Origin of the sequence: Massilia solisilvae (genome assembly GCF_024753215.1) — a bacterium.
Classification (GTDB): Bacteria; Pseudomonadota; Gammaproteobacteria; order Burkholderiales; family Burkholderiaceae_D; genus Telluria; species Telluria solisilvae.
In genome coordinates, this window is record NZ_JANUGV010000002.1 from 153,339 (window position 1) to 179,606 (window position 26,268).

Sequence of the window (26,268 nt, forward strand, 5' to 3'; positions counted from 1 at the left end):
GCGAATCGGCGTATGTACGTAAATACTCACGGAATTCCACTTGACGAGTCCGGCGGGGAAGGTTCAAACGTGACATCTGCATGACAAAAAAATGCCCGCCGGCAGGGCGCCGGCGGGCATTTTCGGGAGGCGTTCGCCAAGCGGGCCGGGTGGCCCGCCGGGATCAGAATGCCTGGTTGTAGCGGACGTAGAAGAAGCGGTCGATTGGACGTTCCGGATCCACCGAAGCGCCCGACGAGGTGCCGCCCAGGCCGCTTGCGGCGCTGTAGTTCACGCGCGGCTTCTTGTCGAACACGTTGTTCGCGCCGACCAGCAGCTTGCCCTTCCACGGGAACGCATAGGCCACCGACAGGTCGTTGTAGATCTCGGCGCCCAGGTGGTTCACGTTCGGGCCCCAGCTGGCGCGCTCGGTCGGTGCGTTGCACTCGGTGGTCGAATCCCAGCACTGGGCCTTCACGCCGCTGTAGTAGCGGGTGGCCAGCGTGGCGCTCCAGTTGCCCAGGCTCCAGTCGACAGCGAAGTTGGCTTTCCACTTCGGAATGCCGAATTCGCCGGCGTAGTCAACCCAGTCCGAGGTCGCGGTGCTCTTGATGCTGTAGTTCTTGACGTAGGTCGATTCCGAACGCACGTTGAACTGGCCGTAGCTGCTGCGCTTGAAGCGGTAGGCCACGGTCAGGTCCACGCCCTTGGTGCCCAGTTCGCCCAGGTTGGCGTTGCCGCGGTTCAGGCTGGTGATCATGCCGGTGACCGGATCACGCTTGAACTTGTCGCAGAACGACTGCACGCCGTTCACGTAGCACTGATTGACCTCGTAGGTGGCCGAGACGCCGGTGATACGGTTCTTGACGTGGATGTCGTAGTAGTCGACCGAGCCCGAGAAGCCAGGCAGCCACGCCGGGCTGAACACCAGGCCAGCGGTCTTGGTGGTGGCCGTTTCCGGTTCCAGCGCGTCGTTGCCGGCGCCGGTGTTGAACGGGAACGGGGTCTGCGCGCCGGCGCTGGTGATCGGGGTGCCCGACTGGCCCAGCTGGCGGAAGTTGGCCGGCACGCCGGCGGCACGGCAGCGGGCCAGCACGGCCGGATCGCTGGCGGCAGCGCCGAACTTGGTGTCGCACGGGTCAAGGTAGCTGTCGAACGACTGCGAGCCACCGCCGAACGTGTCGTTCAGGGTCGGGGCGCGGAAGCCCTGGGCGTAGGTGGCGCGCGCCAGCAGGTCCTTGATCGGCTTCCACATCACGCTGGCCTTGCTGTTGGTGGTGGTGCCGAAGTTCGAGTAGTCCGAATGGCGGCTGGCCAGGTCCAGCGACAGCAGCTCGGCGAACGGCACGCCCTTGAGCAGCGGCACGTTGAACTCGAGGTACTCTTCCTTGACGGTGTACTTGCCGGTGGTGGCGTTGCCAGCCAGGTCGGTCGAGTAGCCGGACTGCTCGAACTGGCCCGGACGGTCGTAGCCCTTCTGGGTGCGGTGCTCGACGCCCGCGGCGAAGCCGACGGCGCCGGCCGGCAGGTTGAACAGCTCGCCGGTGATGTCGGCGGTGGCGCTGTCCACGTTGCTGCCGTAGGTGGCCTGGCCGGTGGACATCACGTAGTTCAGCGCTGCCTGGCTCGAGGCCGACGGGCCGCCCAGGATGTCGAACGGGACGCACTCGGTCAGCGACAGCGGGGCGGCCGGGGTGCCGCACTGGACGGTGCCGGCGGCGTTCTTGAACGACGGGCCCAGGGCTTTCTTCAGGGCCAGCAGGTTCAGGTTACCGGTCTGCAGCACGTTGCCGGTGATGGCGCTGTGGTTGTAGCCGACGTTCCAGTTGAAGGTCTTGCCCAGCGCGTTGAATTCGCCTTCGAGCACGGCGTCGATGTGCAGGGTCTGGTTCTTGTTGTCGGTCACGCGCGGCACCTCGATGGTGCGGCGGTAGAAGAACAGGTCCTGGCCCTTGCCGGCGCCGGCCACCTGGTTGCCGTACGGGTTGTAGTAGCTGTCCTTGTCGATGTAGACCGGGTACTTGCTCTGGGTCATCGAGTTGAGCGGATAGCCGGCGTTCTGGCGCGACGAGCTGCGTTCGGTGTACATCGCCGTGGTGGTCAGGCGCATGCTGTACGGCAGTTCGATCGAGCCCTTGGTGAAGATGCTGTTCAGCTGCGTCGGCATGGTGAACATCATCTCGTCGGTCGAGTTGTAGGTGTCCGCGTCGGCGCCGGTGAAGGTGTGGTAGCTGGCCGGATCGCGCGAATTGGAGCCGGTGCCATCACCGAGCCAGCCGCCGGTGTGGTTCAGGTACATGTTCATGCCGGTGGCGCCGCCGCTGGCGCTGACCGCGCGGATGCGGCCCCACGGGCCGGTGCCGCCGGCGCCGGCGGTGTGTGCCGGGCCGTAGCTGGAAGCCGTTTCCGGACGCGCATTGGCCCAGACCACGCCCTGTTCGGTGTGCGACAGGGCGAACATGATCGAGGCCTTGTCGCTGCCGGCGCCGTAGGACAGCGCGTAATCGTTGCTCTTGCCGTCGCCTTTTTCGTTACGGCCCTGGTAGACGGACAGCATGCCGCCTTCCATCGTTTTCTTCAGGATCACGTTCACTACGCCGGCGATCGCGTCCGAACCATAGATCGCCGAGGCGCCGTCCTTCAGGATCTCGATGCGCTCGATCATCGAGGCCGGGATGGTCGACATGTCGGTGTAGCCGGCCACGGTCGAGGTCCAGCGCTTGCCGTTGACCAGCACCAGCAGGCGGTTGGCGCCGAGGTTGCGCATGTTGATGTACTGGCCGCCCTGCTCGCGGTTCGAGGTCAGCGTCGAGCCCTTCGAGAACGCCGGGGTGCCGGCCGAGGACAGGTTGTTGACGATGTCGCCGACGGTGATCAGGCCGCTCTTCTGGATCTGTTCCTGGGTCATCACCTGGACCGGCTGAGCGGTTTCCAGGTCCACCTGGCGGATGCGGGAGCCGGTCACTTCGACGCGGGCGACATTGCTGTCGGTTTGCGCGAAGGCGGTCAGGGAGTGCAGTGCGACGGCCACGGCCATTGCGATCTTGGTACGTTGTTGCATGTATTCTCCGGGTTTGTGGTGCTTCCGGTCGTGCCGGAAAGCGTCTTATTGGGTTTGCTACAACACACGCCAAATGACCACCCAGGACGCCGGTGAGGCTTCTTGAGTGGGGGGTAAGACGTGTATGTATCAGATCATCACGTATTGACCCCTGTCAACAAATTGGCAAGTTTTGATGGCCGGAAAACAACAGTTCCGGCCAGCACATCCCGGAGCGGGGATTCAGGCGGCCGATTCGCCCAGGCACTGGCGCCACAGCGCCACCACGGCGGCGGCGTGGCCGGCCACCAGGGACGGCTCGACGCGGGCGTTGTCCTGCCCTTGCAGCCGCACCTGGTGCTGCAGCCGGCGCAGCGCGCGGTAGGCATCGGCACAGGCTGCCGCGAGCGCGGCATCGACCAGGCCAAGGTCGCCGCAAAGGCGCAAAAGCGCGATGTTGCCAGAATTTGCCGTCAGTTGCGGGTGCTGGTGCGCATGGCGCAGCACCAGGTACTGGACCATGAACTCGATGTCGATCATGCCGCCGGCGTCATGCTTGAGGTCGAACAGGGCGCTGGGGTTGGGGTGGGCGTCGTGGATGCGCTGGCGCATCTTGCGCACTTCCTCGCGCAATTCGGCCTCGCGCAAGCTCCTGTCCTGGCGCAGCACGCTCTCACGGATCGCCTCGAAGCGCGCGCCGATGGCCGGTTCGCCGGCGCAAAAGCGCGCCCGGGTCAGCGCCTGGTGCTCCCACACCCAGGCCGACTTGTCCTGGTAGCGCTCGAACGCGCCGACCGAGGACACCAGCATGCCGGAGGCGCCGTCCGGGCGCAGCGCGGTGTCGATGTCGAACAGGATGCCGGCCGGGGTGTGGCTGGTCATCCAGGTGATGAAGCGCTGCGCCAGCTTGGCGTAGTTGCCCGGAGCGTCCTGGTCGTCGTCGTCGAACAGGAAGATCACGTCCAGGTCGGACACGTAGCCCAGCTCTTTGCCGCCCAGCTTGCCGTAGGCGATCACGGCAAACGCCGGTTCCTCGCGGTGGCGTGTGGCGATGGTGCGCCAGGCCCATTTGACGACGGCGGCGACGATGGCGTCGGCCAGCGCCGACAGGTGGTCGGCCAGACGTTCGACCGACAGCTCGCCGGCCAGGTCCAGCGCCAGCAGGCGGAACAGCTGGGCGTGGTGGGTTTCGCGCAGGATGTCGAGCTGGCGCTCGGTGTCGCCCAGCGCGCCTTCCAGCTCGGCGTCCAGGCGCGCGGCCAGCAGCGGGATCTCGTCGGCGGCGCCGCCGCGGTCGTCGAGCAGCTCGTCGAGCAGGATCGGGTGCTGGGTGAGGAAGGTCGCGGCCCAGCCGCTGGCGTTGAACATGCGGATCACGCGCTCGAGCGTGTGCGGGTACTCGGTCAGGAGCGACAGGTAGGCCGAGCGGCGCGCGATGGCCTCGAAGAAGTCGAGCAGGCGGCCGAGAGTGGCGGTATCGACGCCCACGCCGGCCTCGCGCACCACCGCCACCACCTGGGGCAGGGCGGCGTTGACCAGGCTGGCGAGCCGGTTGCGGCTGGCCTCGGGCAGGGCCTGCAGGCGCGGCGACTGCAGCGTGCCGGCCAGGCGCTGGGCCGCATCCTGCGGCGCGCCAAAGCCGAGCGTGGCCAGGTGCTGCGCGATGGCGTCGCGGTCGGCCGCTTCGCCCATCACCACGGCGGCCTCGGGCGTTTCCGCCGCGCTGGGCTCGGGATCGGCGAACATGTCGTCGAACTGGGCGGCCACGAACGCGCGCTGGCGCTCCAGCGCGGCCAGCAGGGCGGCGGTGTCGGGCATGCCCATCATGCGCGCCACCACCAGCTGGTCGTCCGGATTGGCGGGCAGGCTGTGGGTCTGGGCGTCTTCCAGGTATTGCAGCCGGTGCTCGAGGTTGCGCAGGAAGGTGTAGGCTGCCAGCAGGCCGTCGACCGCTTCCTTCGGCATCAGCTCGCGCTCGGCCAGCAGGCGCAGCGTGGCGCGGGTGGAGCGCTCGCGCAGGGCCGGGTCGCGCCCGCCGCGGATCAGCTGGAACACCTGGGCCAGGAACTCGATCTCGCGGATGCCGCCGCGGCCGAGCTTGACGTTGTTGCTGCGCTCCGGGTGCAGGCGTTCCTGGCGGCCGACCTCGGCGCGGATCTGGGCATGCATGTTGCGGATCGCATCGATCACGCCGAAGTCCAGATAGCGCCGGTAGCAGAACGGACGGACGATGGCGTCCAGCGCCGCGATGTCGGCAGCGTCGCCCGTGACGGCGCGCGCCTTGACCCAGGCGTAGCGTTCCCACTCGCGGCCCTGCACCACCAGGTATTCCTCGACCATGGCCAGGCTGGCCGCCAGCGGCCCGGACTTGCCGTTCGGGCGCAGCGCCATGTCCACCCGGAAGGTGAAGCCATCCTCGGTGATTTCGGACAGCGCCGCGATCAGCTTGCGCCCCAGGCGCACGAAGAACTCGTGGTTGGACAGCTGGCGCTGGCCGGGGCCGGCGGCGGTCTCGCCGTCTTCGGGATAGACGAAGATCAGGTCGATGTCGGACGACACATTGAGCTCGAACCCGCCCTGTTTGCCCATGGCCAGCACCATCATTTGCTGGGGCCGCCCGGATTCCTCGCCCACCGGCTGGCCGTGTGCGGCCACCATGTCGTCCATTAGTTCGGCCAGGTGGGCCTGGATGGCGAAATCGGCAAAGCGGGTGATCGCGGTGACCACTTCGTCCAGGTCGGCCTGGCCCTCCAGGTCGCGCTGGATGATTGCGGAAAGTAACAAATTGCGCAGGCGGCGCATCGCCCGCACCAGCGACAGGCCGGCCGCAAGATCGGGCTTCAATACCGCGCCGAAATCGAGGGAAGCCAGCGATAATTGGGCCAGCTGAGCGACTTGCGTCCCCCGTGCCGGATCAGCGGCGAGCCAGCGTTGATAAAAGCGCGACGCGCACGCCGGTGATGGAACATTCATGGGTGGGCCTGAAGTGTAAAACAATGCGTTCCGGCAGGCGTGCTATGCGGTAGAATTGCCCGCCATGCTGGCTGGGGTCAGCATGATGGTAAGGTAGACGCCGCGAATGTTGCAAGCGCTCTCTTATTCAGGAATTATTAAACGGCGAGCCTTTTTATTAGCAACCTGATGCACAATCCGGACCCGCAGACAGCGCACGAGCACTTGCCGCTCGCCGAGCGCTGGCGCCGGTTGCGCGCGGCGTACCGCTATGCGAACCGCGCGTCGCACCACGTGCTGGGCTTCACGCTCAAGCTGGTGCTGCTGGTGTACTTCGTGTTCACCGCGCTGTTCCTGTTCCTGCGCTATGCGGTGCTGCCCAACATCGACTATTACAAGCCCGATGTCGAGCGCGCCGCCAGCCGGGTGCTGGGCAACCAGGTCACCATCTCGCGCCTGTATGCATCGTGGCACGGGCTGCATCCGAACCTGTTCCTGGGCGACGTGTCGCTGCATGACCGCCAGGGCCGGCAGCTGCTGGCGCTGCCGTCGGTGTCGGCCACGCTGTCGTGGTGGAGCGTGATCGCGGCCGAACCGCGCTTCGAGTCGCTGGAGCTGATCCGGCCCGAGCTGGACGTGCGGCGCACGCCCGACGGCACGCTGTTCGTGGCCGGGGTGCGCCTGGAGCAGGGCAAGCCGGGCGCGCCAAGCGGGCCGGACTGGCTGTTCCGCCAGCGCGAGATCGTGATACGCGAAGGCCGCCTGCACTGGACCGACGAGGCGCGCGGCGCGCCCGAGCTGGCCTTGTCCGGCGTCAGCCTGGTGCTTGTCAACCACTGGAATACCCACCGCTTCGCGCTCAAGGCCACGCCGCCGGCCGCGCTCGGCCAGCCGCTGGACGTGCGCGCGCGCTTCACCCATCCGAGCTTCGGGCGGCCGACCGACATCGCGCGCTGGAAGGGCGAGCTGTACGCCGACATGCGCGAGACCGACCTGGCCGCATGGCAGCAATACGTCGATTACCCGTTCCAGCTGAACCGCGGCCGCGGCTCGGTGCGCGCCTGGATCAACCTCGACCACGCGCGCCTGGCCGGGTTCACCGCCGACGTGGCGCTGGCCGGGGTGTCCACGCGCCTCAGACCGGACCTGCCGCCGCTGGAGCTGGCGCGCGTGTCCGGGCGCCTGGCCGCCTCCGAAACGCTCAAGCCGGGCGAGGGCGACGGCAAGCCCACCTTTGGCGCCAACGGCCACTCGCTGGCCCTGACCGATTTCACCGTTGCCACCCGCGACGGCGTGCTGCTGCCGCCGGCCACGGTGACGGAAACCTGGCGCCCGGCCGCGCGCGGCAAGCCGGAACAGACCGAGGTGCAGGCGCGCAGGCTCGACCTGGCGGCACTGGCCAGGCTGGCCGCCGACCTGCCGCTGGCGCCGTCGCAGCGCCAGCTGCTGGCCGATTTTGCCCCGCGCGGGCAGTTGCAGGATGTGACGGCGCAGTGGGAGGGGCACTATCCCAACCTGGGCAGTTACCGGGTGCGCGGCAAGGTCGCCAACCTGTCGCTCAAGCCGCAGGCGGCGCGTGCGGCCCAGCCGGCCAGCGGCACGCTGCCCGCGCAGCCGGCGCAACCGGCCCTGCCGGGCTTTGACAACCTGACCGGCAGCATCGACGCCAGCGACCGCGGCGGCAACGTGCAGCTCGATTCGGACAAGCTGGTGCTGTACATGCCGGCCTGGTTTGCCGACCCCGCGATGCCGTTCGATAAAGTGGCGCTGCAGGCGCGCTGGTCGTATCCGCAGCAGGACCAGTTGCTGGTCGAGGTGGACAGCCTGCATGCCGAGCAGGGGCAGCTGAAGGCGACCCTGTCCGGCCACCATGTGCTGCCGCTTGGCGACGGCAAGGGCCCGGGCAACGCCGATTTGGCTGGCACCGTGGACGGCTTCGAGATCAACCAGGTGGGGCGCTTCCTGCCGCTGGCCACGCCGCCGCACCTGCGCGAGTGGCTGACCGGGGCGCTGCAGGGCGGCACCCTGCAGAACGCGGCGCTGCGCCTGCGCGGCGACCTGTCGCATTTCCCGTTCCGCGCCGATAACGCGGCCGAGCGCGCGGCGGGCGAGTTCCGCGCCGCCGGCCGCATCGAGAACGGCCGGCTCGAATACGCGCCGGGACACCTGGCGGCGGACGGCAAGGCCCCGCTGTGGCCGCTGGCCGAGCAGATCAACGGCAGCATCGTGTTCGACCGCGCGCGCATGGAGATCCGCGGCGACAACCTGCGCACGCTGGGCGTGGCGCTGTCGAACGTGAAGGCGGTGATTCCCGACCTGGGCGCGCCCGAACTGATGCTCGACATCGACGGCAGCGCGGCCGCGCCGCTGCAGGAATTCCTGCGTTACGTCGCGGCCAGCCCGGTGCTCGAATGGATCGGCCACTTCACCGAAGACACGCGCGCGGCCGGCAACGCGCGCCTGGCGCTCAAGCTGCACATGCCGCTCGACCACCTGCCGGAGACGAAGGTGCAGGGCGCGCTGGCGCTGCAGGGCAACGAGGTGACGCTGTTCCCCGAACTGCCGCCCCTGGCAGGCTCGAACGGACGCATCGAATTCAACGAACGCGGCTTCAATCTCTCCGGTGTGTCCGGCAACTTCCTGGGCGCGCCGCTGGCGGTATCCGGCGGCACCCAGCGCGACGGCGCGATCGTGGTGCGGCTGGCCGGCACCCTGGCCGGCGAGGGCATGCGCCGCACCGCGCCGGAGCCGGCGCTGCAGCGGCTGGGCCGTCACTTGTCGGGCAGCACGCGCTACACCGGCACGGTGGTGGTCAAGGACCGCCAGCACACGGTCACGCTGGACTCGAACCTGGCCGGGCTGGGCATGGAACTGCCGGCGCCCCTGAACAAGGTGGCGGGCGACGCGCTGCCGCTGCACTTCGTGCTGGCCGGCGGCCCGGCCAACGAGACCGGCGTGGCGCGCGACGAGATCCGCATCGGCCTGGGCAACGGGGTGGCGGCGCGCTACCTGCGCGAAAAGCAGGCGCACGGACCGTGGCTGGTCAAGCGCGGCGGCATCGGCGTGAACCTGCCGGCGCCGGAGCCGGACAGCGGCATGATGCTGAACGTGAACATGAAGGCGCTGGACGTCGACCGCTGGGTGGCACTTGGCAACGAGCTGGCCGGCAGCGACGGCAAGGCCGATGCATCCGGCACGGCGAGCGCCCCGGCCTCGTCGGGCTTTGCCCAGTACGTGGTGCCGGACACGGTCGCGGCGCGCGCCTCCGAGCTGATGTTCGACGAGCGCAAGCTGGTGGACGTGGTGGTCGGCGCCTCGCACCAGAAGGCCAGCTGGCAGGCCAGCATCCACGCGCGCCAGATCGTCGGCTACCTGACCTGGGACGAGTCGCCCACCGGCCAGGGGCTGGGCAAGGTGACCGCGCGCCTGGCCTCGCTGGTGATCCCGGAGTCGGCCGCCAACGAGGTCAAGGACCTGCTGGTGCCGGACAAGCCGCACGCCTCGTCGATTCCGGCGCTGGACATCGTGGCCGACCGTTTCGAGCTGTTCAACAAGCAGTTCGGGCGCCTGGAGCTCAACGCCAGCAACGTCGCGGCGGGGGCGGCGGCCGTGCGCGAGTGGCGCATCGACCGGCTGGCGCTGTCCAACCCGGACGGCGTGCTGCGCGCGACCGGGCGCTGGCTCACGCGCGAGGGCAACAGCAACACGGGCATGAACTTCACGCTCGACATCAACGACGCCGGCAAGCTATTGGACCGGCTCGGCTTTCCCGAGACGCTCAAGCACGGCAAGGGCAAGCTGTCCGGCGACATCGCGTGGAACGGGCTGCCGTACTCGCTCGACATCCCCAGCCTGTCGGGCAAGATCCAGATGAACGTGGAGGATGGCCAGTTCCTCAAGCAGGACCCCGGCGCGGCCAAGCTGCTTGGCGTGCTCAGCCTGCAGGCCCTGCCGCGCCTGCTCAAGCTGGACTTCCATGACGTGTTCGCCGAAGGGCTGGCGTTCGACGCGATCACCGCCAACGCCGCCATCACGCGCGGCGTGGTGAAGACGGATAATCTGAAGATGCGCGGGGTGGCGGCCACGGTGCTGATGGATGGCACGGCCGACATCGCCAACGAATCGACCAACCTGCACGTGGTGGTGATCCCCGAGTTCAACCTCGGCACCGGCCCGCTGGTGTATGCGCTGGCGGTCAACCCGGTGATCGGGCTGGGCAGCTTCCTGGCGCAGCTGTTCATTCGCGCGCCGGTGATGAAGGCGCTGACCTACCAGCTGCAGGTGACCGGGCCGTGGAAGTCGCCGACCATCACGCGCCTGGACAGCAACCAGGAACAGGGCCAGCAGCAGGCCACAACCAACAAGGAGTCCCCATGACGCTCGTTGCCGCAGTACAGATGGTATCCACCCCCGACGTGAGCGAGAACCTGGCCACCGCGGCGCGCCTCCTGCTTGATGCGGCAGAGCGCGGCGCGCGGCTGGTGACGCTGCCGGAATACTGGCCGATCATCGGCATGCGCGACGCCGACAAGGTCGCGCAGGCCGAGCAGGCGGGGGACGGGCCGATCCAGCGCTTCATGGCGCAGGCCGCGCGCGAGCATGGCATCTGGCTGATCGGCGGCACGCTGCCGCTGGTGTCCGAGGAGCCAGGCAAAGTGCTCAACACGACGCTGGTGTACGACCCGCAGGGCAAGCAGGTGTCGCGCTACGACAAGATCCACCTGTTCGGCTTTACCAAGGGTAGCGAATCGTACAACGAGTCGGCCACCATCGTGCCGGGCGAAGCGGTGGGCACGTTCGAGGCGCCGTTCGGGCGGGTCGGCCTGTCGGTGTGCTACGACCTGCGCTTTCCGGAGCTGTACCGGGCGATGGGCGAGTGCGCGCTGATCGTGGTGCCGGCCGCATTCACCCATACCACCGGGATGGCGCACTGGGAGGTGCTGTTGCGCGCGCGCGCGATCGAGAACCAGTGCTACGTGCTGGCCTCGGCCCAGGGCGGCACGCACAAGAACGGCCGCCGCACCTTCGGCCACAGCATGCTGATCGACCCGTGGGGCGAGGTCAAGGCGGTGCTGCGCGAAGGCGAGGGCGTGGTGGCGGGCGAGATCGACCCCGCGGTGCTGGCCAGCGTGCGCGAGAGCCTGCCGGCGCTGAAGCACCGCAAACTCTGAGCTGGCGATGGCCCGGTAGGGTGGGCAGATTTTCTGCCCACGCGTTCAACCTGCGCAAGAACGGCCGCCCGCCGGTCTCACCGCACGAAAAAAAACCGGGGTCGGCCCTGGGTTTCTTGTTGGTGGCGTGCGCGTCAGTGCGTGACCTGCGCGTCCGCCAGCGCCGTGTAGCCGACCAGGACGACTTCGACCACCGAGTGCTTGCCGCCATTGTTGGTGAACTCGAACGTGGCGGTGCTGGCGTCCATCACGCCGTCGCCATTGGTGTCCAGCAGGCCATGGCCGAGATAGACATAGTTGTTCGAGTAGGCCAGCAAATCATTGCCGTCAAAGCCGTTGAACACGATGCGGCCATTGATCTCGGACAGGCCGTGGTTGACCGTGAAGGTGGTCACCGGGTTCGGCGCCGGCGTCGGTGCCGCTTCGGCCGCGCCCGCCACGCTCACGGCGATGGTTTGCGATGCCGAGCCGTCGAGCGAGCTGACCTCGAGCTTGTCGAACACGACCTGGCCCGCGTTCAGCGCCTGCACGTTGGCGTCGCCGTTGCGCAGCAGGTAACTCCATTCGCCGGTGTCCTTGTTGAAGCTGAAGTCGCCGTAGGTGCCGGCCAGCGATGCCGGCGCGGCAAAGGCGGCTTCGCCCGCGTCCGCATCCTGCACGGTCAGCACACCTTGCGTGGCCAGCGTCGCGTCTTCGCCGACCGCACCCGTGGCGCTGCCGCCGATCGTTGCGGCGTCGTTGGCGCCGGTGACGTCCACATGCAGGGTCGCGCTGGCGGTGCCGTCGAGCGAGGTGACCACGATCTCCTCCGATACCACCTTGCCGCCGTTCAGGGCCTGCACGTTGGCGTCGCCATTACGCAGCTGGTAGCTCCATGCGCCGGTGTCCTTGTCGAAGCTGAAGTCGCCGTAGGTGCCGGCGAGCGTGGGCGCTGCGGCGAACACCGCCTGGCCGTGGTCGCGGTCGTGCACCGCGAGCGCCGAGGCAGCGGACAGCGTGCCGTCCTCGCCAACCGCGCCCAGGCCGTTGCCGGTGATCGAGGCGGTGTCGTTGGCGCCGACCAGGTTGAACGACAGCGTCACCGGGGCCGATGCGGCGCCGTGCTCGTCGCGGGCGACCACGGTGAAGCTGGCGTTGGCGGTTTCGCCAGCGGCCAGCGCGTCGATCTGGTCGGGGTCGGCGAGGAAGCTGTACGCGCCGGTCCTGGCATCCACCACCAGCTGGCCGTAGGTGCCGGCAAGGCCTTGAGTGCTGTCGGCCAGGCTGTAGGTCAGCACGCTGCCGTGGTCGACGTCGCTGCCGGCAAGGGTGCCGGTGATCGCGGCCGGGGTGTCGTCGGCGGCGCTGTCCTGCAGCGCCACGGCCGCCACCGTTGCCAGCGTGGGCGCGTCGTTGGCGCCGGCGATCTTCACAGTCACGGTCGCGGTGCTGAGCGCGCCGTTGGCCATGCGCACGGTGTAGACGAACGAGTCGGTGAAGGTCTCGCCTTCGGCATAGCTTTGCAGCGACGCGCGCAGGGCGCTGGCGTCGTAGCCGACGGTGCCGTCGGCATTGATGGTGATGGTTGCGCCGCTCGCGAGCACGGCGCTGGTGGCGAGCGGGAACTGCGCGGTCGCGCTGTAGGCCGATACGTTCTGAACCAGCGAATACAGTTTCGCCGCGCCCGGATCATTGTCCAGTACGTTCAGTTTGGCCGAGAGATTATCTTCCGTCAGCCCGGTTGCCGCGCTGGTCAGCAGGTCATCTTTTGCCGCGCCGGTGAGGGTCGCGACTTTGACGCTCGTCTGGGTTGCCATTGGTTGTTTTCCTTATGATCGCCGTGGTTGCGGCTGGTTGAACGCAACCCGGCCATCTCCGAGGAGATCCGTTGGCTTTCCGGCCCCGCATCGCTGCAGGTGTGGCAGGCGTGTATTTTCTTTCTGAAAATGATTTTTATCAATGAATAAATACTTATTTTGTTTTTAACAAGAAACTATTTGTGGTGAATATACGTCAACGTTTCACACGGGAATTTCAATGGCGAAATAAAGCAACATAGTCGGCCAATTTCGGGCACGGGATTTAACGAAGAGTTCGTCTCACCGTGCCATGACACGTGCCGATGGCGTTGCGGCGGATATGGCACAATGCGCCTATCGTTAAGAGAAAGACCAAAGATGACCCCATTTGAACCGAATCTGTCCTCGCTGTCGGTCGCGCGTGATGTGCTGTTGTCGCCCTTCGGGCTGGACGAAGGCAAGCTGCTGCTGACGCTGGGAACCATGTTCACCCACAAGGTCGACTACGCCGACCTGTATTTTCAGTTCACCAAGAGCGAAGGCTGGAGCCTGGAAGAAGGCATCGTCAAGAGCGGCAGCTTTTCGATCGACCAGGGCGTGGGCGTGCGCGCCATCTCCGGCGAAAAGACCGCCTTTGCCTATTCGGACGACATTTCGGAAGCGGCCCTGCTGGACGCGGCCGCGGCCACCCGCACCATCGCGCGTGCCGGCACCGGCCGCATCAAGGTGGCCACCAGCGCGCGCCCGAGCGGCGGCCGCTCGCTGTACCTGCCGCACGACCCGATCGCTTCGCTCGACGCGGCCGCCAAGGTCAGCCTGCTCGAGCGGGTCGAGAAGATCGCGCGCGCCAAGGATCCGCGGGTGGTGCAGGTGATGGCCGGCCTGGCTGGCGAATACGACGTGGTGCTGGTGGTGCGCAGCGACGGCGTGCTGGCGGCAGACATCCGCCCGCTGGTGCGCGTGTCGGTGACCGTGATCGCCGAGCAGAACGGGCGGCGCGAAATGGGCTCTTCCGGCGGCGGTGGCCGTTACGACTACAGCTATTTCACGGACGAGGTGCTGGAGCGCTACGCGACCGAGGCGGTCAAGTCGGCCTGCGTCAACCTGGAGGCGCGTCCGGCCCCGGCCGGTCCGATGACCATCGTGCTGGGCCCGGGCTGGCCCGGCGTGCTGCTGCACGAGGCGATCGGCCATGGGCTGGAGGGCGATTTCAACCGCAAGGGCTCGTCCGCGTTCTCGGGACGCATCGGCGAGCGCGTGGCGGCGCCGGGCGTGACCGTGGTCGACGACGGCACGCTCAAGGACCGCCGCGGCTCGCTCAACATGGACGACGAGGGCAACCCGACCCAGTGCACCACGCTGATCGAGGACGGCATCCTGAAGGGCTACATCCAGGACACGATGAACGCGCGCCTGATGAAGATGCCGGTCACCGGCAACGCGCGCCGCGAGTCGTTCGCGCACCTGCCGATGCCGCGCATGACCAACACCTACATGCTGGCCGGCGACAAGGACCCGCGCGAGATCATCGAGTCGGTCAAGAACGGCCTGTTTGCGGTGAACTTTGGCGGCGGCCAGGTGGATATCACCAACGGCAAGTTCGTGTTCTCGGCAAGCGAGGCCTACATGATCGAGAACGGCAAGGTGACCTACCCGGTCAAGGGCGCAACCCTGATCGGTAACGGCCCGGACGTGCTCAATCGCGTGTCGATGATCGGCAACGATATGCGCCTCGATTCCGGCGTGGGCGTGTGCGGCAAGGAAGGGCAGAGCGTGCCGGTCGGCGTGGGCCAGCCGACCCTGCGTATCGAAGAGGTGACGGTGGGCGGTACGGCGTAAAGCTGGTCCCCCGCGGAATGCAAAACCCGGCTCGTGCCGGGTTTTTTTTCGCAGTGCAAGCACGGGCGGCCGTGCAGACCGTGGTTGAACGCGTGGGCAGAATCTGCCCACCCTACGCGACGGTTCAGGTGGCGTTGGCAGAACGGTTCACGTAGGGTGGGCAGGTCTTCCTGCCCACGCGTTCAACCAGCTGTCGCGCGGCCGCGCCTTCCGTTCTTGCCCGATGTTCAGAACGTGTAGCGCGCCCCCAGCGTCAGCATGCGCCCGCGCGCACCTTCGAAGTCCAGCGGGTTGTACGACTGCGCGCCGTAGGTCAGCGGGTCCAGCGGCGGCAGTTTGTCGAACAGGTTCTGGATCGAGCCGAACACCTCCCATTTCGGCGCCGGCTTCCAGCGCGCCGTCAGGTCGAAGGTGGTGAACGAGGCGATCTCGCAGTCGCTCGGCGCCCCCGTGACGCCGTCGGCAAAGGTGCTGGCGCAGCCGGCCGGGTCACCCTGGAACAGCACGTTCTTGAAGTGGCTGCGGTAGTTGATCGTCATCGTCACGCGCCACTTGTCGCGCTCCCAGTTCAGGTGCACGTTGGCGCGGTTGCGCGGGGTGCCGGAGCAGTTGGTCACGTCGCAGTTGCCGTGCGTGCCGGCGAAATCGCGCCGCGTGCCGTCGCGTTCGGTGCGCTCCCAGCGGTACAGGTGGGTCAGCTTGCCGTCGATCGACACGTTGCCGTAGCCCTGCGGCAGGGCAAAGCCGTAGCGCGCATCCAGGTCGATGCCTTTGACCACCGACTGCGACGAGTTGATGAAGGTGCCTTCGACCACGCTGATCGCGCCCGGGTCGCCCGGCACCGTGGGGTCGGCGGTGCTCGGGTCGCGCAGCACCGAACCGGACGCGATCGCATCGGTCACCTGCACCTGGTTGATCTCGTCGCGCCGCTTGATGCGCCACAGGTCCACCGACACGCTGGTGCGCGGCAGCGGGTCCCAGATCGCGCCGATGTCCCAGCTGCTCGAGTGCTCCGGCGCCAGGTTCGGGTTGCCGCGCGTGATCAGCGCGACCGGCGCCGGGTTGCAGGCTGCCTCCACCCCGAGCGCGCAGCGCACCGGATCGTCGGCGGTGGCGAACGCGGCCAGCCCGCCGACGCCGTTTTCCGCCGGGCCCGGCGCGCGGAAGCCGCGCGCGTAGGTGCCGCGCACCGCCAATTCGCGCAGCGGCGTCCACTTGATGCCGGCCTTCGGGGTCCAGGAACTGCCCACGTCGGTGTAGCGGTCCCAGCGCATTGCCGCCGACAGCTCGACCTTGTACGGCAGCGGCGCCAGGCCCTCGGCATACAGCGCGGACACGTTGTGCGAGCCCTTGTATCCGGAGAAGCCCAGGCCGATGATGTTGCCGCGCTCGGTGCCGGTGACCGGGTTCAGTTCGCTCATTTCATGGCGGAACTCGCCGCCTACCGCCGCGCCCAGCGCGCCCCACGGCAGGATGCCGGCGAAGTCGCGCGTGGCCTTGAAGTCGACCAGCGCCAACTCGGTGCTCGCGCGGCTGTGGATGGTGGGCGAGAGCGCCTGGTACACCGCCGGCGAGTTCAGGCCGGCGTTTTCGGCGATGCGCCAGAAGGTGCCCGGCGGCAGCGCCGCGTAGGCGGGGTTTCCCATTGCCGCGGCCACGTTCGCGGCCGTCGGGTTGAGCAGGGCAAAGGCCACGTCGCGCTGCAGGTAGCCGTTCAGGTGCTGCCACACGTTGTTGTGCGAGTACACGATCGCGCTGTCGTAATCCCATCCGTACAGCGTGCCCTTGAGCCCGGCCATGAAGCGGATGAAGTTCGAGTCGATGTTGGTCCGGCGCGGACCGACGTCGCCCGCCAGGTAGCGCAGCCGTGCGGGCGAGCCGAAGTAGGGATTGTCCGGATGGTTGGCGCCCAGCGCCACGCCGGCGTTGCTGACCGCGCCGGCAGGCGAGCCTTCGCTGGCCGACACCGTGGACGGCGTGGTCGAGGTATCGGTCGCGTTGGTGTAGTACAGCAGCTCCGTGAACGCCTGGTGCTTGGGATGGAACTGCCAGGTGCCGCGCCCGTACAGGCTGATGCTCTCCTGCACCGGCAGCACCTGCGAGTAGCGCAGCGGCGCGTCGATCAGGCAGCCGCCGCCCGGATCGTCCTGCGGGTGGTTGGTGAAGTTCGCGCAATTGGCGCCCGGGAAGAAGCGGGTGAAACCGGTGGCCGTCGACAGGTTGCCGCGGTTGAAGTAGTCGAGCGTGGCCGGGTTGCGCACGTTGCCGTTGATGGCGCTGCCGGCGGCGTTGGGGCCGGTGATGGCGCCGGTGCCCCCCAGCGCCTGCTGGGCCGAGAAATTCCAGCGGCGCAGGTCGATCCGGCATACCCAGTCGCGGTCGGTCCGGTCCTTGCACTGGATGTTGTCCAGCTTTTTATATTCCAGCGACAGCAGCCCGTTCCACTTGTTTTCGTCCAGGTCGCCAAAGCCCATCGTGTACGCGGCCGTGGTCTGCTCGCCGTCCCAGTAGTCGATGATGCCGTCCGAAGCGCGCACCGTGTGCCCGGTGAACGAGTTGCGCAGAATGACGTTGACCACGCCGGCGATCGCGTCCGAGCCGTAGGTGGAGGACGCACCCTCGAGCAGGATCTCGATGCGGTCCACCGCGTCGGCCGGGATGATGTTCAGGTCGGTGAACTGCTTCTGGCCGTCGTCGGACAGCCCGTACGGCGCCACGCGCCGCCCGTTGACCAGCACCAGGGTCGAGGCCACGCCCATGCCGCGCAGCGAAATGCCGGAGGCGCCCGGCGCGAAACCGTTGCCGAAGCTGCTAGGCACCGAGCCCTGGTTGTCCACCGCCAGGCTCTGCAGCAGCTCGGCCACCGTTGCCTTGCCGGATTTTTCGATGTCGTTGCGGTTCACGGTCAGCACTTCCTGCGAGGTCTCGGCCTGGCTGCGCCGGATCAGCGAGCCGGTCACCTGGACCCGCTGGACCGGTTGCGCCTGCTCGGGCGCCGGCGCGGGCGCCGGCCGCGGCGCGGTTTCCTGTGCCAGGGCTTGCATGGGCAAGGCAAGCAGGGCGAGGCCGGCCACGCCGCCGCCCGCGAACAAGCGGCGCAGGGTTCGCGATAACAATGTTTCGTTCATGTCCAGACTCCAAATGTGGGGTGTCGGATCCCTGTCCGGCTCGCCATCCGCGCGCCAGCCGGTGGTGTCATGCGTGCGCGCCGCGACCCTGTCCAGCACAAGGACAGGGCGCAGTCCGGTCGGGGGCTTGCTGCGACTTTTGCATCGGGGTCAATGAGCAGTCTGATATCTCTCAAGCGTGCCCGGGTGGACGGGCTGCGTTGTGGGCTTGTCGCAACCGGTTGCGGAACGCCACAGCCCGCATTGGCAACGGGGCGCGCCGATGTCGTGGAATCGCGTCGCGCACCCGGCGCAATGTTGTTGACAGGTATGGTCAATTTTGCAACACTCATCCGACCCCGGCCCCGTGCCCTTACGAGGAGAATGCAATGCGTAGGCTGCTGCAAGCGTTATGCCTGATGTTCCTGTGCCGGGCCGCCTTGGCCGAGCCCGCGGTGGCGTCGTTTGCCCCGCAGGGCCAGGTCAAGCAGGTGCGCCAGGTGACGGCCCGCTTCACCAGCCAGATGGTGCCGTTCGGTGCGCTGGGCGCGCCCGATCCGTTCGTGGCCGACTGCCCGCAACCGGGGCACGGGCGCTGGATCGATGGCAGCACCTGGAGCTACGACTTCGAGAGCGACCTGCCGGGCGCGGTGGCATGCCGCTTTCGGCTGCGCGACGGCCTGCGCGACCTTGCGGGCCAGCCCCTTGGCGGCGAGCAGGTCTTTTCGCTGAACACCGGCGGGCCGGCCATCGTGCAAAGCCTGCCGCGCGAAGGCGCCTTCGGCATTGACGAGCGCCAGGTGTTCATCCTTGCGCTGGATGCGCAGCCGGCGCCGGAAAGCGTCGAGCAGCATGCCTGGTGCCGCGCCGACGGGATCAACGAACGGATCGGGGTACGCCTCGTGGGCGGCGAAGAACGCGAGCGTTTCCTCGCGCTGCGGCGCGACTTCGTGGACCGCTACCTGACCATCTATTTCAAGGCCAGGGGCGTGGTGTGGCGCGCGCGCACGCCCTTGCGTTCACATCGGGCCGAGCAGTTGCCGGTGGTGGTATTGCAATGCCAGCGGGCGCTGCCGGCGGACAAGGAAGTGGCGCTGGTCTGGGGCCCGGGCATCCGCGCCGGCAACGGGATCGCCACGGACGTCGAGCAAAAGCTGGCGTTTCGCACGCGATCGGATTTCAGCGCCAGGATGAGCTGCGAACGGGTGCGCGCCAAGGGCGGCTGCATTCCCTTCCTGCCGGTGCGGCTGGCGTTCTCGGCGCCGGTGCGCGCGTCCGACGCGGCCGCCGCCTACCTGCTGGGGCCGGACGGCAAACGCTACCGTGCCCGCATCGGAACCGACGAAGCCAAGGCGCAATTCGTGAGCGCAGTCGATTTTCCCGGCCCGTTTCCGGCCGGCGCCAACCTGTCGCTGCACCTGCCCGCCGGCCTGAAGGACGACGCCGGCCGCGCCCTGGTCAACCAGGCGCGCTTTCCGATGCCGGTGCGGATCGACGAGCAGCCGCCGCTGGTCAAGTTCGCCGCGCCGTTCGGCATTGTCGAAGCGCGTGGCGACCGCATGCTGCCGGTTACCGTGCGCAACGTCGAACCGGCGCTCGCCGGGCGGCTGCAGGGCAGCGGCGCCAGCGTGCGCATGGGCGCGGGGCAGGAAAACGAGGTCATCGGCTGGCTGAAGAAACTCGCGGGCGGGCGCAGCGACGACTGGAGCTTCGGCTTTCAGTACGCCGACGAACTGGAGCGCCCGCTGCTGGCGGACGAGTCCGGGGCGCGCAAATTCACACTGCCCAAGCCCAATGGCCGCCGTGCGTTCGAGGTGATCGGCATTCCGCTGCGCCGGCCCGGCTTCTACGTGGTCGAGCTGGCCAGCCCGCGGTTGGGCGCGGCCCTCAACGCCCACGGCAAGGCCGCCTATGTGCACAGCGCCGCGCTGGTGACCAACCTGGCCGCCCACTTCAAGCACGGCGCGCAGTCGTCCCTGGTGTGGGTGACCTCGCTCGACAAGGGACTGCCGGTGATGGGCGCGCAGGTCGAGGTGCGCGATTGCGCGGCCAAACTGCTGTGGAGCGGAACCAGCGACGCGCAGGGCCTGGCGCGCATCGGTGCCGAGCTGCCGGAGTCGGCCTGCAAGGGCAACCGCGCGTATTTCGTCAGCGCGCGCAAGGGCGACGATTTCACCTTCACGCTGTCGGACTGGAACCGCGGGATCGAAACCTGGCGCTTCCACCTGCCCGAGGGCGACCTGCTGGACGACTCGCGCAGCATTGCCACCGTGTTCGACCGCTCGCTGCTGCGTGCCGGCGAAACGGTGCACATGAAGCACTTCCTGCGCCGCCGCACCGGCGAAGGCTTTGCGCTGGTCGGGGCCGGCGACGCGCCGCCGCGCCCGCGCACCGACTGGCGCACCGGCCAGCAGATCGCCGAGCCGAGCGCGCTGCCGCGCCAGGTGATGCTGGTGCACCAGGGCAGCGACGCCAAGGTGACGCTGCCCATCGCGTGGGACGCAAACGGCAATGCAGAGGGCCAGTGGAAGATTCCGGCCGAGGCCAGACTGGGCGTGTACGAGGTGATGATCGCGGGCCAGCCATCGGGCAGCTTCCGCGTGGAGCAGTTCCGCGTGCCGACCATGCGCGCCGTGCTGGAAGGACCGAAGGAGCCGGCGGTGGCGGCGGAGCGGGTCGAGCTGAACGTGCAGGTCAGCTACCTGGCCGGCGGCCCGGCCAGCGGCGCGCCCGCCACGCTGCGCACCGTGGTGGAGGACCGCAACGTGAGTTTCGATGACTACGAAGACTTCCGGTTTGCCGCCGGTGACGTCAAGGAGGGCATGGTCAAGCAGGGCGCTTCCTTCGACGATGACGAAGGCCAGTGGAGCGGCGAGGAACAGGAAGGGGCGGCCAGGGGCGCCGCGCAAACGCGGCAGTTGGTGCTCGATCGCGCGGGTGGCGCGCGTGTCGTGGTGGACCGGCTCGCGCGCGGCGACGAGCCCAAGGCGCTGCTGGCCGAATTGTCCTACCAGGACGCCAACGGCGTGACCCAGACGGTGTCCACCCGCGTGCCGTTGTGGCCGTCGCGTTATGTGGTGGGCATCAAGCCGGATGGCTGGATGCTCTCGCGCGACGCGCTGCGCTTCCAGGTGGCCGTGCTCGACGTGGCAGGACGCCCGGTGCCGGGCGCGCAGGTCGCCGTCGACTTTTTCAAGCGCGCCACCTATTCGCATCGGCGCCGCCTGGTGGGCGGCTTCTACGCCTACGAAAATGCGGCCGAGATCAAGCGCCTCGGTCCGGCCTGCGAAGGCGCCACCGACAGCCATGGCCTCTTGCTGTGCCAGGTCAAGGCGCCGGACGAGGGCAACCTGATCCTGCGCGCACGCACCCAGGACGAGGCCGGGCGCGCCAGCGTCACCTCGCACGACGTGTGGGTGGCCGGGCGCGAGAACACGTGGTTCCAGGTCACCGACAACGACCGCATCGACCTGCTGCCCGAGAAGAACCGCTACGAACCCGGGGCCGAGGCGCGCTTCCAGGTGCGCAGCCCGTTCCGCGAAGCCACCGCGCTGGTGACGGTGGAGCGCGAGGGCATCCTCGACACCTATGTACGGCATGTGTCCGGGCGTGACCCGGTGGTCGCCATTCCCATCAAGGGAAGTTATGCGCCCAACGTGTTCGTGTCGGTCATGCTGGTGCGCGGGCGTGTGGCCAGCGTGCCGCCCACGGCGCTGGTCGATCTGGGCAAGCCCGCGTACAAGCTCGGCATCGCGCCCGTGCGGGTGGGCTGGGCCGCGCACGAACTGACGGTGCGTGTCGATGCCGACAAGCCGGTGTACAAGGTGCGCGAGCGCGCCAGCGTGCGGGTCAAGGTGGCGCGGGCCGATGGCGGCGCGCTGCCCGCCAGCGCCGAGGTGGCGCTGGCGGCAGTGGACGAGGGCCTGCTCGAGCTCATGCCCAACGACAGCTGGAACCTGCTCGAGACGATGATGGCCCAGCGCGGCCTGCAGGTGCGCACCGCGACCGCGCAGATGCAGGTGGTCGGCAAGCGCCACTTCGGCCGCAAGGCCGTCGCCCACGGCGGCGGCGGCGGGCGCGGCCAGACGCGCGAGCTGTTCGAGACACTGCTGCTGTGGCGCGGCAAGGTGGCGCTGGACGCCGAGGGCAGCGCGCACGTCGAGGTCCCGCTCAACGATTCGCTGACCAGTTTCCGGATCGTGGCCATCGCCAGCGCCGGCGCCGGCCTGTTCGGCACCGGGCACACCGTGGTGCGCAGCACGCAGGACCTGATGCTGCTGTCGGGGCTGCCCAACCTGGTGCGTGAAGGCGACCGCCTGCGCGCCGGTTTCACCGTACGTAACACCTCCGCCACGCCGATGAGCGTGCGGTTGCAGGCGAAGGTGGCGGCCGACCGCGCGAGCGCGCAAGCGCTGCCGCCACAGGAGGTGCAGCTCGCGCCCGGCCAGGCGCAGGAGATCGGCTGGGACTACGCGGTGCCGCAGGCCGCCGCGCTGCAGTGGGAGGTTCAGGCCAGTGCGCCCGGCGCACAAGACAGGCTGCGCATCGCCCAGACCGTACAGGCCGCGGTGCCGGTGCGCACGCTGCAGGCCACGCTGGTGCGGCTGGACGGCGCGGCCACGATCAAGGTGGCGCGGCCGGCCGGCGCATTGCCCGGACATGGCGGCGTGCAGACCACCTTCAGCCCCAGGCTGGCTGGCGCCATGCCCGGGGTGCGCGACTTCATGGCGGCCTATCCGTACAGCTGCCTGGAGCAGCGCGCCTCGCAGGCGGTGGCGCTGCGCGACGCGGCACGCTGGAAGGAAGTGGTGGCCTCGCTGCCGGCGCTGCTCGACGCGGACGGCCTGGCCAAGTACTTCGCGCCGATGGAATACGGCAGCGACACCCTGACCGCCTACCTGCTGGCGCTGTCCGACGAAGCGGGTTACGCGATTCCCGCGGAGGTCGCGCAGCGCATGCAGGAAGGGCTGCGCGGCTTCGTGCAGGGGCGGGTGGTGCGCGGCAGCGGGCTGGCCACCGGCGAGCTCGCGGTGCGCAAGCTGGCCGCGCTGGAAGCCTTGTCCAGGAGCGGCGGCGTGCGGCCCGACATGCTCGAATCGTTCAATGTGCAGCCCAACCTGTGGCCGACCTCGGCGGTGATTGACTGGTACCTGGTCCTGCGCCGCAGCGGCGGCATCGCCGAGCGCGACAAACTGATGGCGCAGGCCGAGAACATCCTGCGCGCGCGCCTGAACCTGCAGGGCACCACGATGGGCTTTTCGACCGAGCGCAACGACGACTGGTGGTGGCTGATGGCTTCCGCCGACGGCAACGCCAACCGCCTGCTGCTGGCGATGCTGGACAATCCGCGCTGGCAAGCCGACATGGGACGGCTGGCGCGCGGCACGCTGGGGCGCCAGCGCCGCGGCCACTGGCAGACCACGCTGGCCAACGCCTGGGGTGTGCTGGCGATGGAGAAGTTCTCGAACCGGTTCGAGGCCGAGCCGGTTACTGGCGCCAGCAGCGCCACCCTGGCCGGCGGCTGGTCCAGCCCCGCCAAATGGCGCGGCGCGGTGCCGGCGCGCGTGCTGCAGGCCTGGCCCGAGCGCGACGGCGAGCTGACCCTGCGCCACGACGGCAAAGGCAAGCCGTGGGCGACGGTGCAAAGCCTGGCGGCGGTGCCGCTGGCCGCGCCGCTGTCTACTGGCTACCGCATTGCGCGCACCATCACGCCGGTGGAACAGCAGGCCAAGGGCGCGTGGAAGCGCGGCGACGTCTACCGCGTGCACCTGGACATCGAGGCGCAGTCGGACATGACCTGGGTGGTGGTGGACGACCCGGTGCCCGCGAGCGCGACCATCCTCGGCTCGGGACTGGCGCGCGACTCGCAGATCGCGGCGTCCGGCGAGCGCCAGCGCGGCTGGGTGTGGCCGGCCTTCGTGGAGCGCCGCGCGGACGCCTACCGCGCCTATTTCGAGTTCGTCCCCAAGGGCAAATGGAGCGTCGAGTACACCGTCAGGCTCAATAACGAAGGGCGCTTCAACCTGCCGCCCACGCGGGTCGAGGCCATGTACAGTCCCGAGATGTTCGGCGAGCTGCCCAACGCGGCGGTGACGGTCGGCCGCTGATGAAACGGCTGCTGTCCGCCATTCTGTTCGTTGGGTTGCTGGCCGCGCGCGCGGCGCCGGCCGCCGTGCCGTCGCCGGCCGAGGTCAAGGCGGCCTGGCGCAGCTCCGACGCGCAGCTGCTCGACCGCCACGGCAAGCCGGTCGAAGCGGTGCGCGTCGAGCTGCGCGTGCGCCGCGGCGCCTGGGTGGCGCTGGCCGACATCTCGCCGGCGGTGGGCATGGCGGTGCTGCAGGCCGAGGACCAGCGCTTCATGGAGCACGGCGGCGTGGACCTGCTGGCGGCCGGGCAGGCCGCATGGGACAACCTGTTCCACGCGCGTGCGCGCGGCGCCTCGACCATCACCATGCAGCTGGCCGCCTTGCTCGATCCGCGGCTGCGGGCCGGCGCTGGCGGGCGGTCGTGGGCCCAGAAATGGGACCAGGCGCTGGCCGCGCGCGAGATCGAGGCCAGCTGGACCAAGCAGCAGATCCTGGAGGCTTATCTGAACCTGGTCCACTGGCGCGGCGAACTGCAGGGCATCGGGGCGGCGGCGCAGGGCTTGTTCGGCAAGGCGCCGTCGGGCCTGACGCGCGGCGAAGCGGCGATCCTGGCCAGCCTGCTGCGCGCGCCCGCCGCCCAGGTGCGCGCGGTGGCGCGGCGTGCCTGCCTGCTGGCGCAAGAGCTGCGCGCGGACGACGACTGCGCCTCGATCGCGTGGCAGGCGGAGGTGGCGCTCGGCCGCCAGGCGCAGGAGCGCGGCGGCGGACAGACGCTGCGCGCCGCGCTCGGCGGTGGCGCGGCGCCCGGCCCGGTGCGCAGCACGCTCGACGCCGGCCTGCAGCAATTTGCGCACGATGCGCTGCGCCGCCACCTGGCCGCCCTGGCCGGGCGCAACGTGAACCAGGGTGCGGCCGTGGTGATCGACAACGCCAGCGGCGAGATCCTGGCCTGGGTGGCCAATGCCGGCGACAGCGAGGTGGACGGGGTGACCGCGCCGCGCCAGGCCGGCTCCACGCTCAAGCCCTTCCTGTACGAACTGGCCCTCGAGCGCCAGCTGCTGACGGCCGCCTCGCTGCTGGACGACAGCCCGCTGGACGTGGCCACCGCCGGCGGCCTGTACATCCCGCAGAACTACGACCGCCAGTTCAAGGGCTATGCGAGCGTGCGCACCAGCCTGGCCAGCTCGCTCAACGTGCCGGCGGTGCGCACCCTGATGCTGGCGGGACTGGACCGCTTTTACGAACGCCTGCGCCTGCTTGGCATGGACAGCCTGCGCGAGGACAGCGCCTGGTACGGCTACTCGCTGGCGCTGGGCTCGGGCGACGTCAGCCTGCTGGCGCTGGCCAACGCCTACCGCACCCTGGCCAACGGCGGCATGCACGGCGCGGTGACCCTGCTGCCGCGCGCCCCGGCGCCGGCGCAGCGCGTGCTCGATGCGCGCGCCAGCTACATCGTCGGCGACATCCTGGCCGACCGCGCCGCGCGCAGCATGACCTTCGGCCTGTCAAACGAGCTGGCCACCGGCTTCTGGAGCGCGGTCAAGACCGGCACCAGCAAGGACATGCGCGACAACTGGTGCGTCGGCTACTCGGACCGCTACACGGTCGGCGTCTGGGTCGGCAACTTCGACGGCAATGCGATGTGGGACGTGTCCGGCGTGTCGGGCGCGGCGCCGGTCTGGCGCGACGTGATGGACTACCTGCACCGCGACCGCGCTTCGCGCATGCCCGCGCCGCCGCCCGGCCTGGTGCGGCGCGAGGTGGCGTTCCGCCCCGCGGTCGAGCCGCCGCGCCTGGAATGGTTCATGGCGGGCACCGACACGGCGCTGGTCGAACTGGTCGCGCCGGCCGAGCGCAGCGCCGCGATCGTGTACCCGGTGGACGGCAGCATCCTCGCCGCCGATCCCGACATTCCGGCCGCGAGCGAGCGCGTGATGCTGCAGGCGCAGGCGGGGCAGGGACTGTGGTTCAGGCTCGACGGCGAAACGCTGGGCCCGGCCGGCCGCCAGCTCGCTTGGCAGCCGCGTTTGGGCGAGCACCTGCTCGAACTGGTGGACGAGCAGGGCCGGGCGCGCGCGGCCGCCCGCTTCGAGGTGCGCGGGCAGGCCAGAGGCGGCGGACCATGAGTTGGCGCGACGGGGCTTGCCAAGCTGCGCGACTTGGGGGTATAGTCGTTTGAACTACCGGAACTATCCAATGCGCTTTTACGTCTTTACCTGCTACTTTTACTTTAGCCATTCCAGCCGACCGGCGGTGGAGTAACGGCAGGTTCACGCTCAGCAGCACGAACAAGTCCGACGCAAGATTCCAGAAACC

At 68.8% G+C, this 26,268-nt stretch carries 9 protein-coding genes and 1 riboswitch; of the genes, 5 read left to right on the forward strand and 4 right to left on the reverse strand.

Features of this window, described 5'->3' with window-relative positions; genetic code table 11:
• Positions 1 to 163 precede the first annotated feature (163 nt).
• Both NX773_RS08845 and glnE read right to left on the reverse strand, forming a co-directional pair.
• The gene (locus NX773_RS08845) at positions 164 to 3,040 is read right to left on the reverse strand and encodes a TonB-dependent receptor domain-containing protein (protein WP_258855981.1); all 2,877 of its coding nucleotides are present in this window, start codon (positions 3,038 to 3,040) and stop codon (positions 164 to 166) included.
• 222 nt (positions 3,041 to 3,262) lie between these two features.
• Positions 3,263 to 5,992 carry a bifunctional [glutamate--ammonia ligase]-adenylyl-L-tyrosine phosphorylase/[glutamate--ammonia-ligase] adenylyltransferase gene (gene glnE / locus NX773_RS08850; RefSeq protein ID WP_258855982.1) on the reverse strand — a complete coding sequence of 910 codons (2,730 nt, stop codon included), beginning with the start codon at positions 5,990 to 5,992 and terminating at the stop codon, positions 3,263 to 3,265.
• Positions 5,993 to 6,160: 168 nt separating this feature from the next.
• On the opposite strand from glnE, the gene NX773_RS08855 reads away from it, so the two are divergent.
• Both NX773_RS08855 and NX773_RS08860 read left to right on the forward strand, forming a co-directional pair.
• A complete protein-coding gene (locus tag NX773_RS08855; protein WP_258855983.1) occupies positions 6,161 to 10,348 on the forward strand; it encodes a YhdP family protein in 4,188 nt (1,395 codons plus the stop codon).
• Positions 10,345 to 11,142 (forward strand): carbon-nitrogen hydrolase family protein, encoded by a 798-nt coding sequence (locus NX773_RS08860; protein ID WP_258855984.1) that lies wholly within the window; start codon positions 10,345 to 10,347, stop codon positions 11,140 to 11,142. The genes NX773_RS08855 and NX773_RS08860 overlap by 4 nt, the downstream gene beginning before the upstream one ends.
• A gap of 134 nt (positions 11,143 to 11,276) precedes the next feature.
• On the opposite strand, the gene NX773_RS08865 is transcribed toward NX773_RS08860, so the two are convergent.
• The gene (locus NX773_RS08865) at positions 11,277 to 12,938 is read right to left on the reverse strand and encodes a VCBS domain-containing protein (RefSeq protein ID WP_258855985.1); all 1,662 of its coding nucleotides are present in this window, start codon (positions 12,936 to 12,938) and stop codon (positions 11,277 to 11,279) included.
• 39 nt (positions 12,939 to 12,977) lie between these two features.
• A riboswitch (cyclic di-GMP riboswitch) is annotated at positions 12,978 to 13,054 on the reverse strand.
• Between the two features lie 244 nt (positions 13,055 to 13,298).
• Between NX773_RS08865 and tldD the strand changes: the two genes are divergently transcribed.
• Positions 13,299 to 14,759 carry a metalloprotease TldD gene (gene tldD, locus NX773_RS08870; RefSeq protein ID WP_258855987.1) on the forward strand — a complete coding sequence of 487 codons (1,461 nt, stop codon included), beginning with the start codon at positions 13,299 to 13,301 and terminating at the stop codon, positions 14,757 to 14,759.
• A 227-nt stretch (positions 14,760 to 14,986) separates the two neighbouring features.
• On the opposite strand, the gene NX773_RS08875 is transcribed toward tldD, so the two are convergent.
• Entirely contained in the window at positions 14,987 to 17,887 is a 2,901-nt protein-coding gene (locus tag NX773_RS08875) for a TonB-dependent receptor (protein ID WP_258855988.1), read from the reverse strand.
• Positions 17,888 to 18,255: 368 nt separating this feature from the next.
• On the opposite strand from NX773_RS08875, the gene NX773_RS08880 reads away from it, so the two are divergent.
• On the forward strand, positions 18,256 to 23,973 hold the full coding sequence (locus tag NX773_RS08880) for an alpha-2-macroglobulin family protein (protein WP_258855989.1): 5,718 nt from the start codon (positions 18,256 to 18,258) through the stop codon (positions 23,971 to 23,973).
• Entirely contained in the window at positions 23,973 to 26,078 is a 2,106-nt protein-coding gene (pbpC, locus tag NX773_RS08885) for a penicillin-binding protein 1C (RefSeq protein WP_258855990.1), read from the forward strand. The genes NX773_RS08880 and pbpC overlap by 1 nt, the downstream gene beginning before the upstream one ends.
• Positions 26,079 to 26,268: the final 190 nt, after the last annotated feature.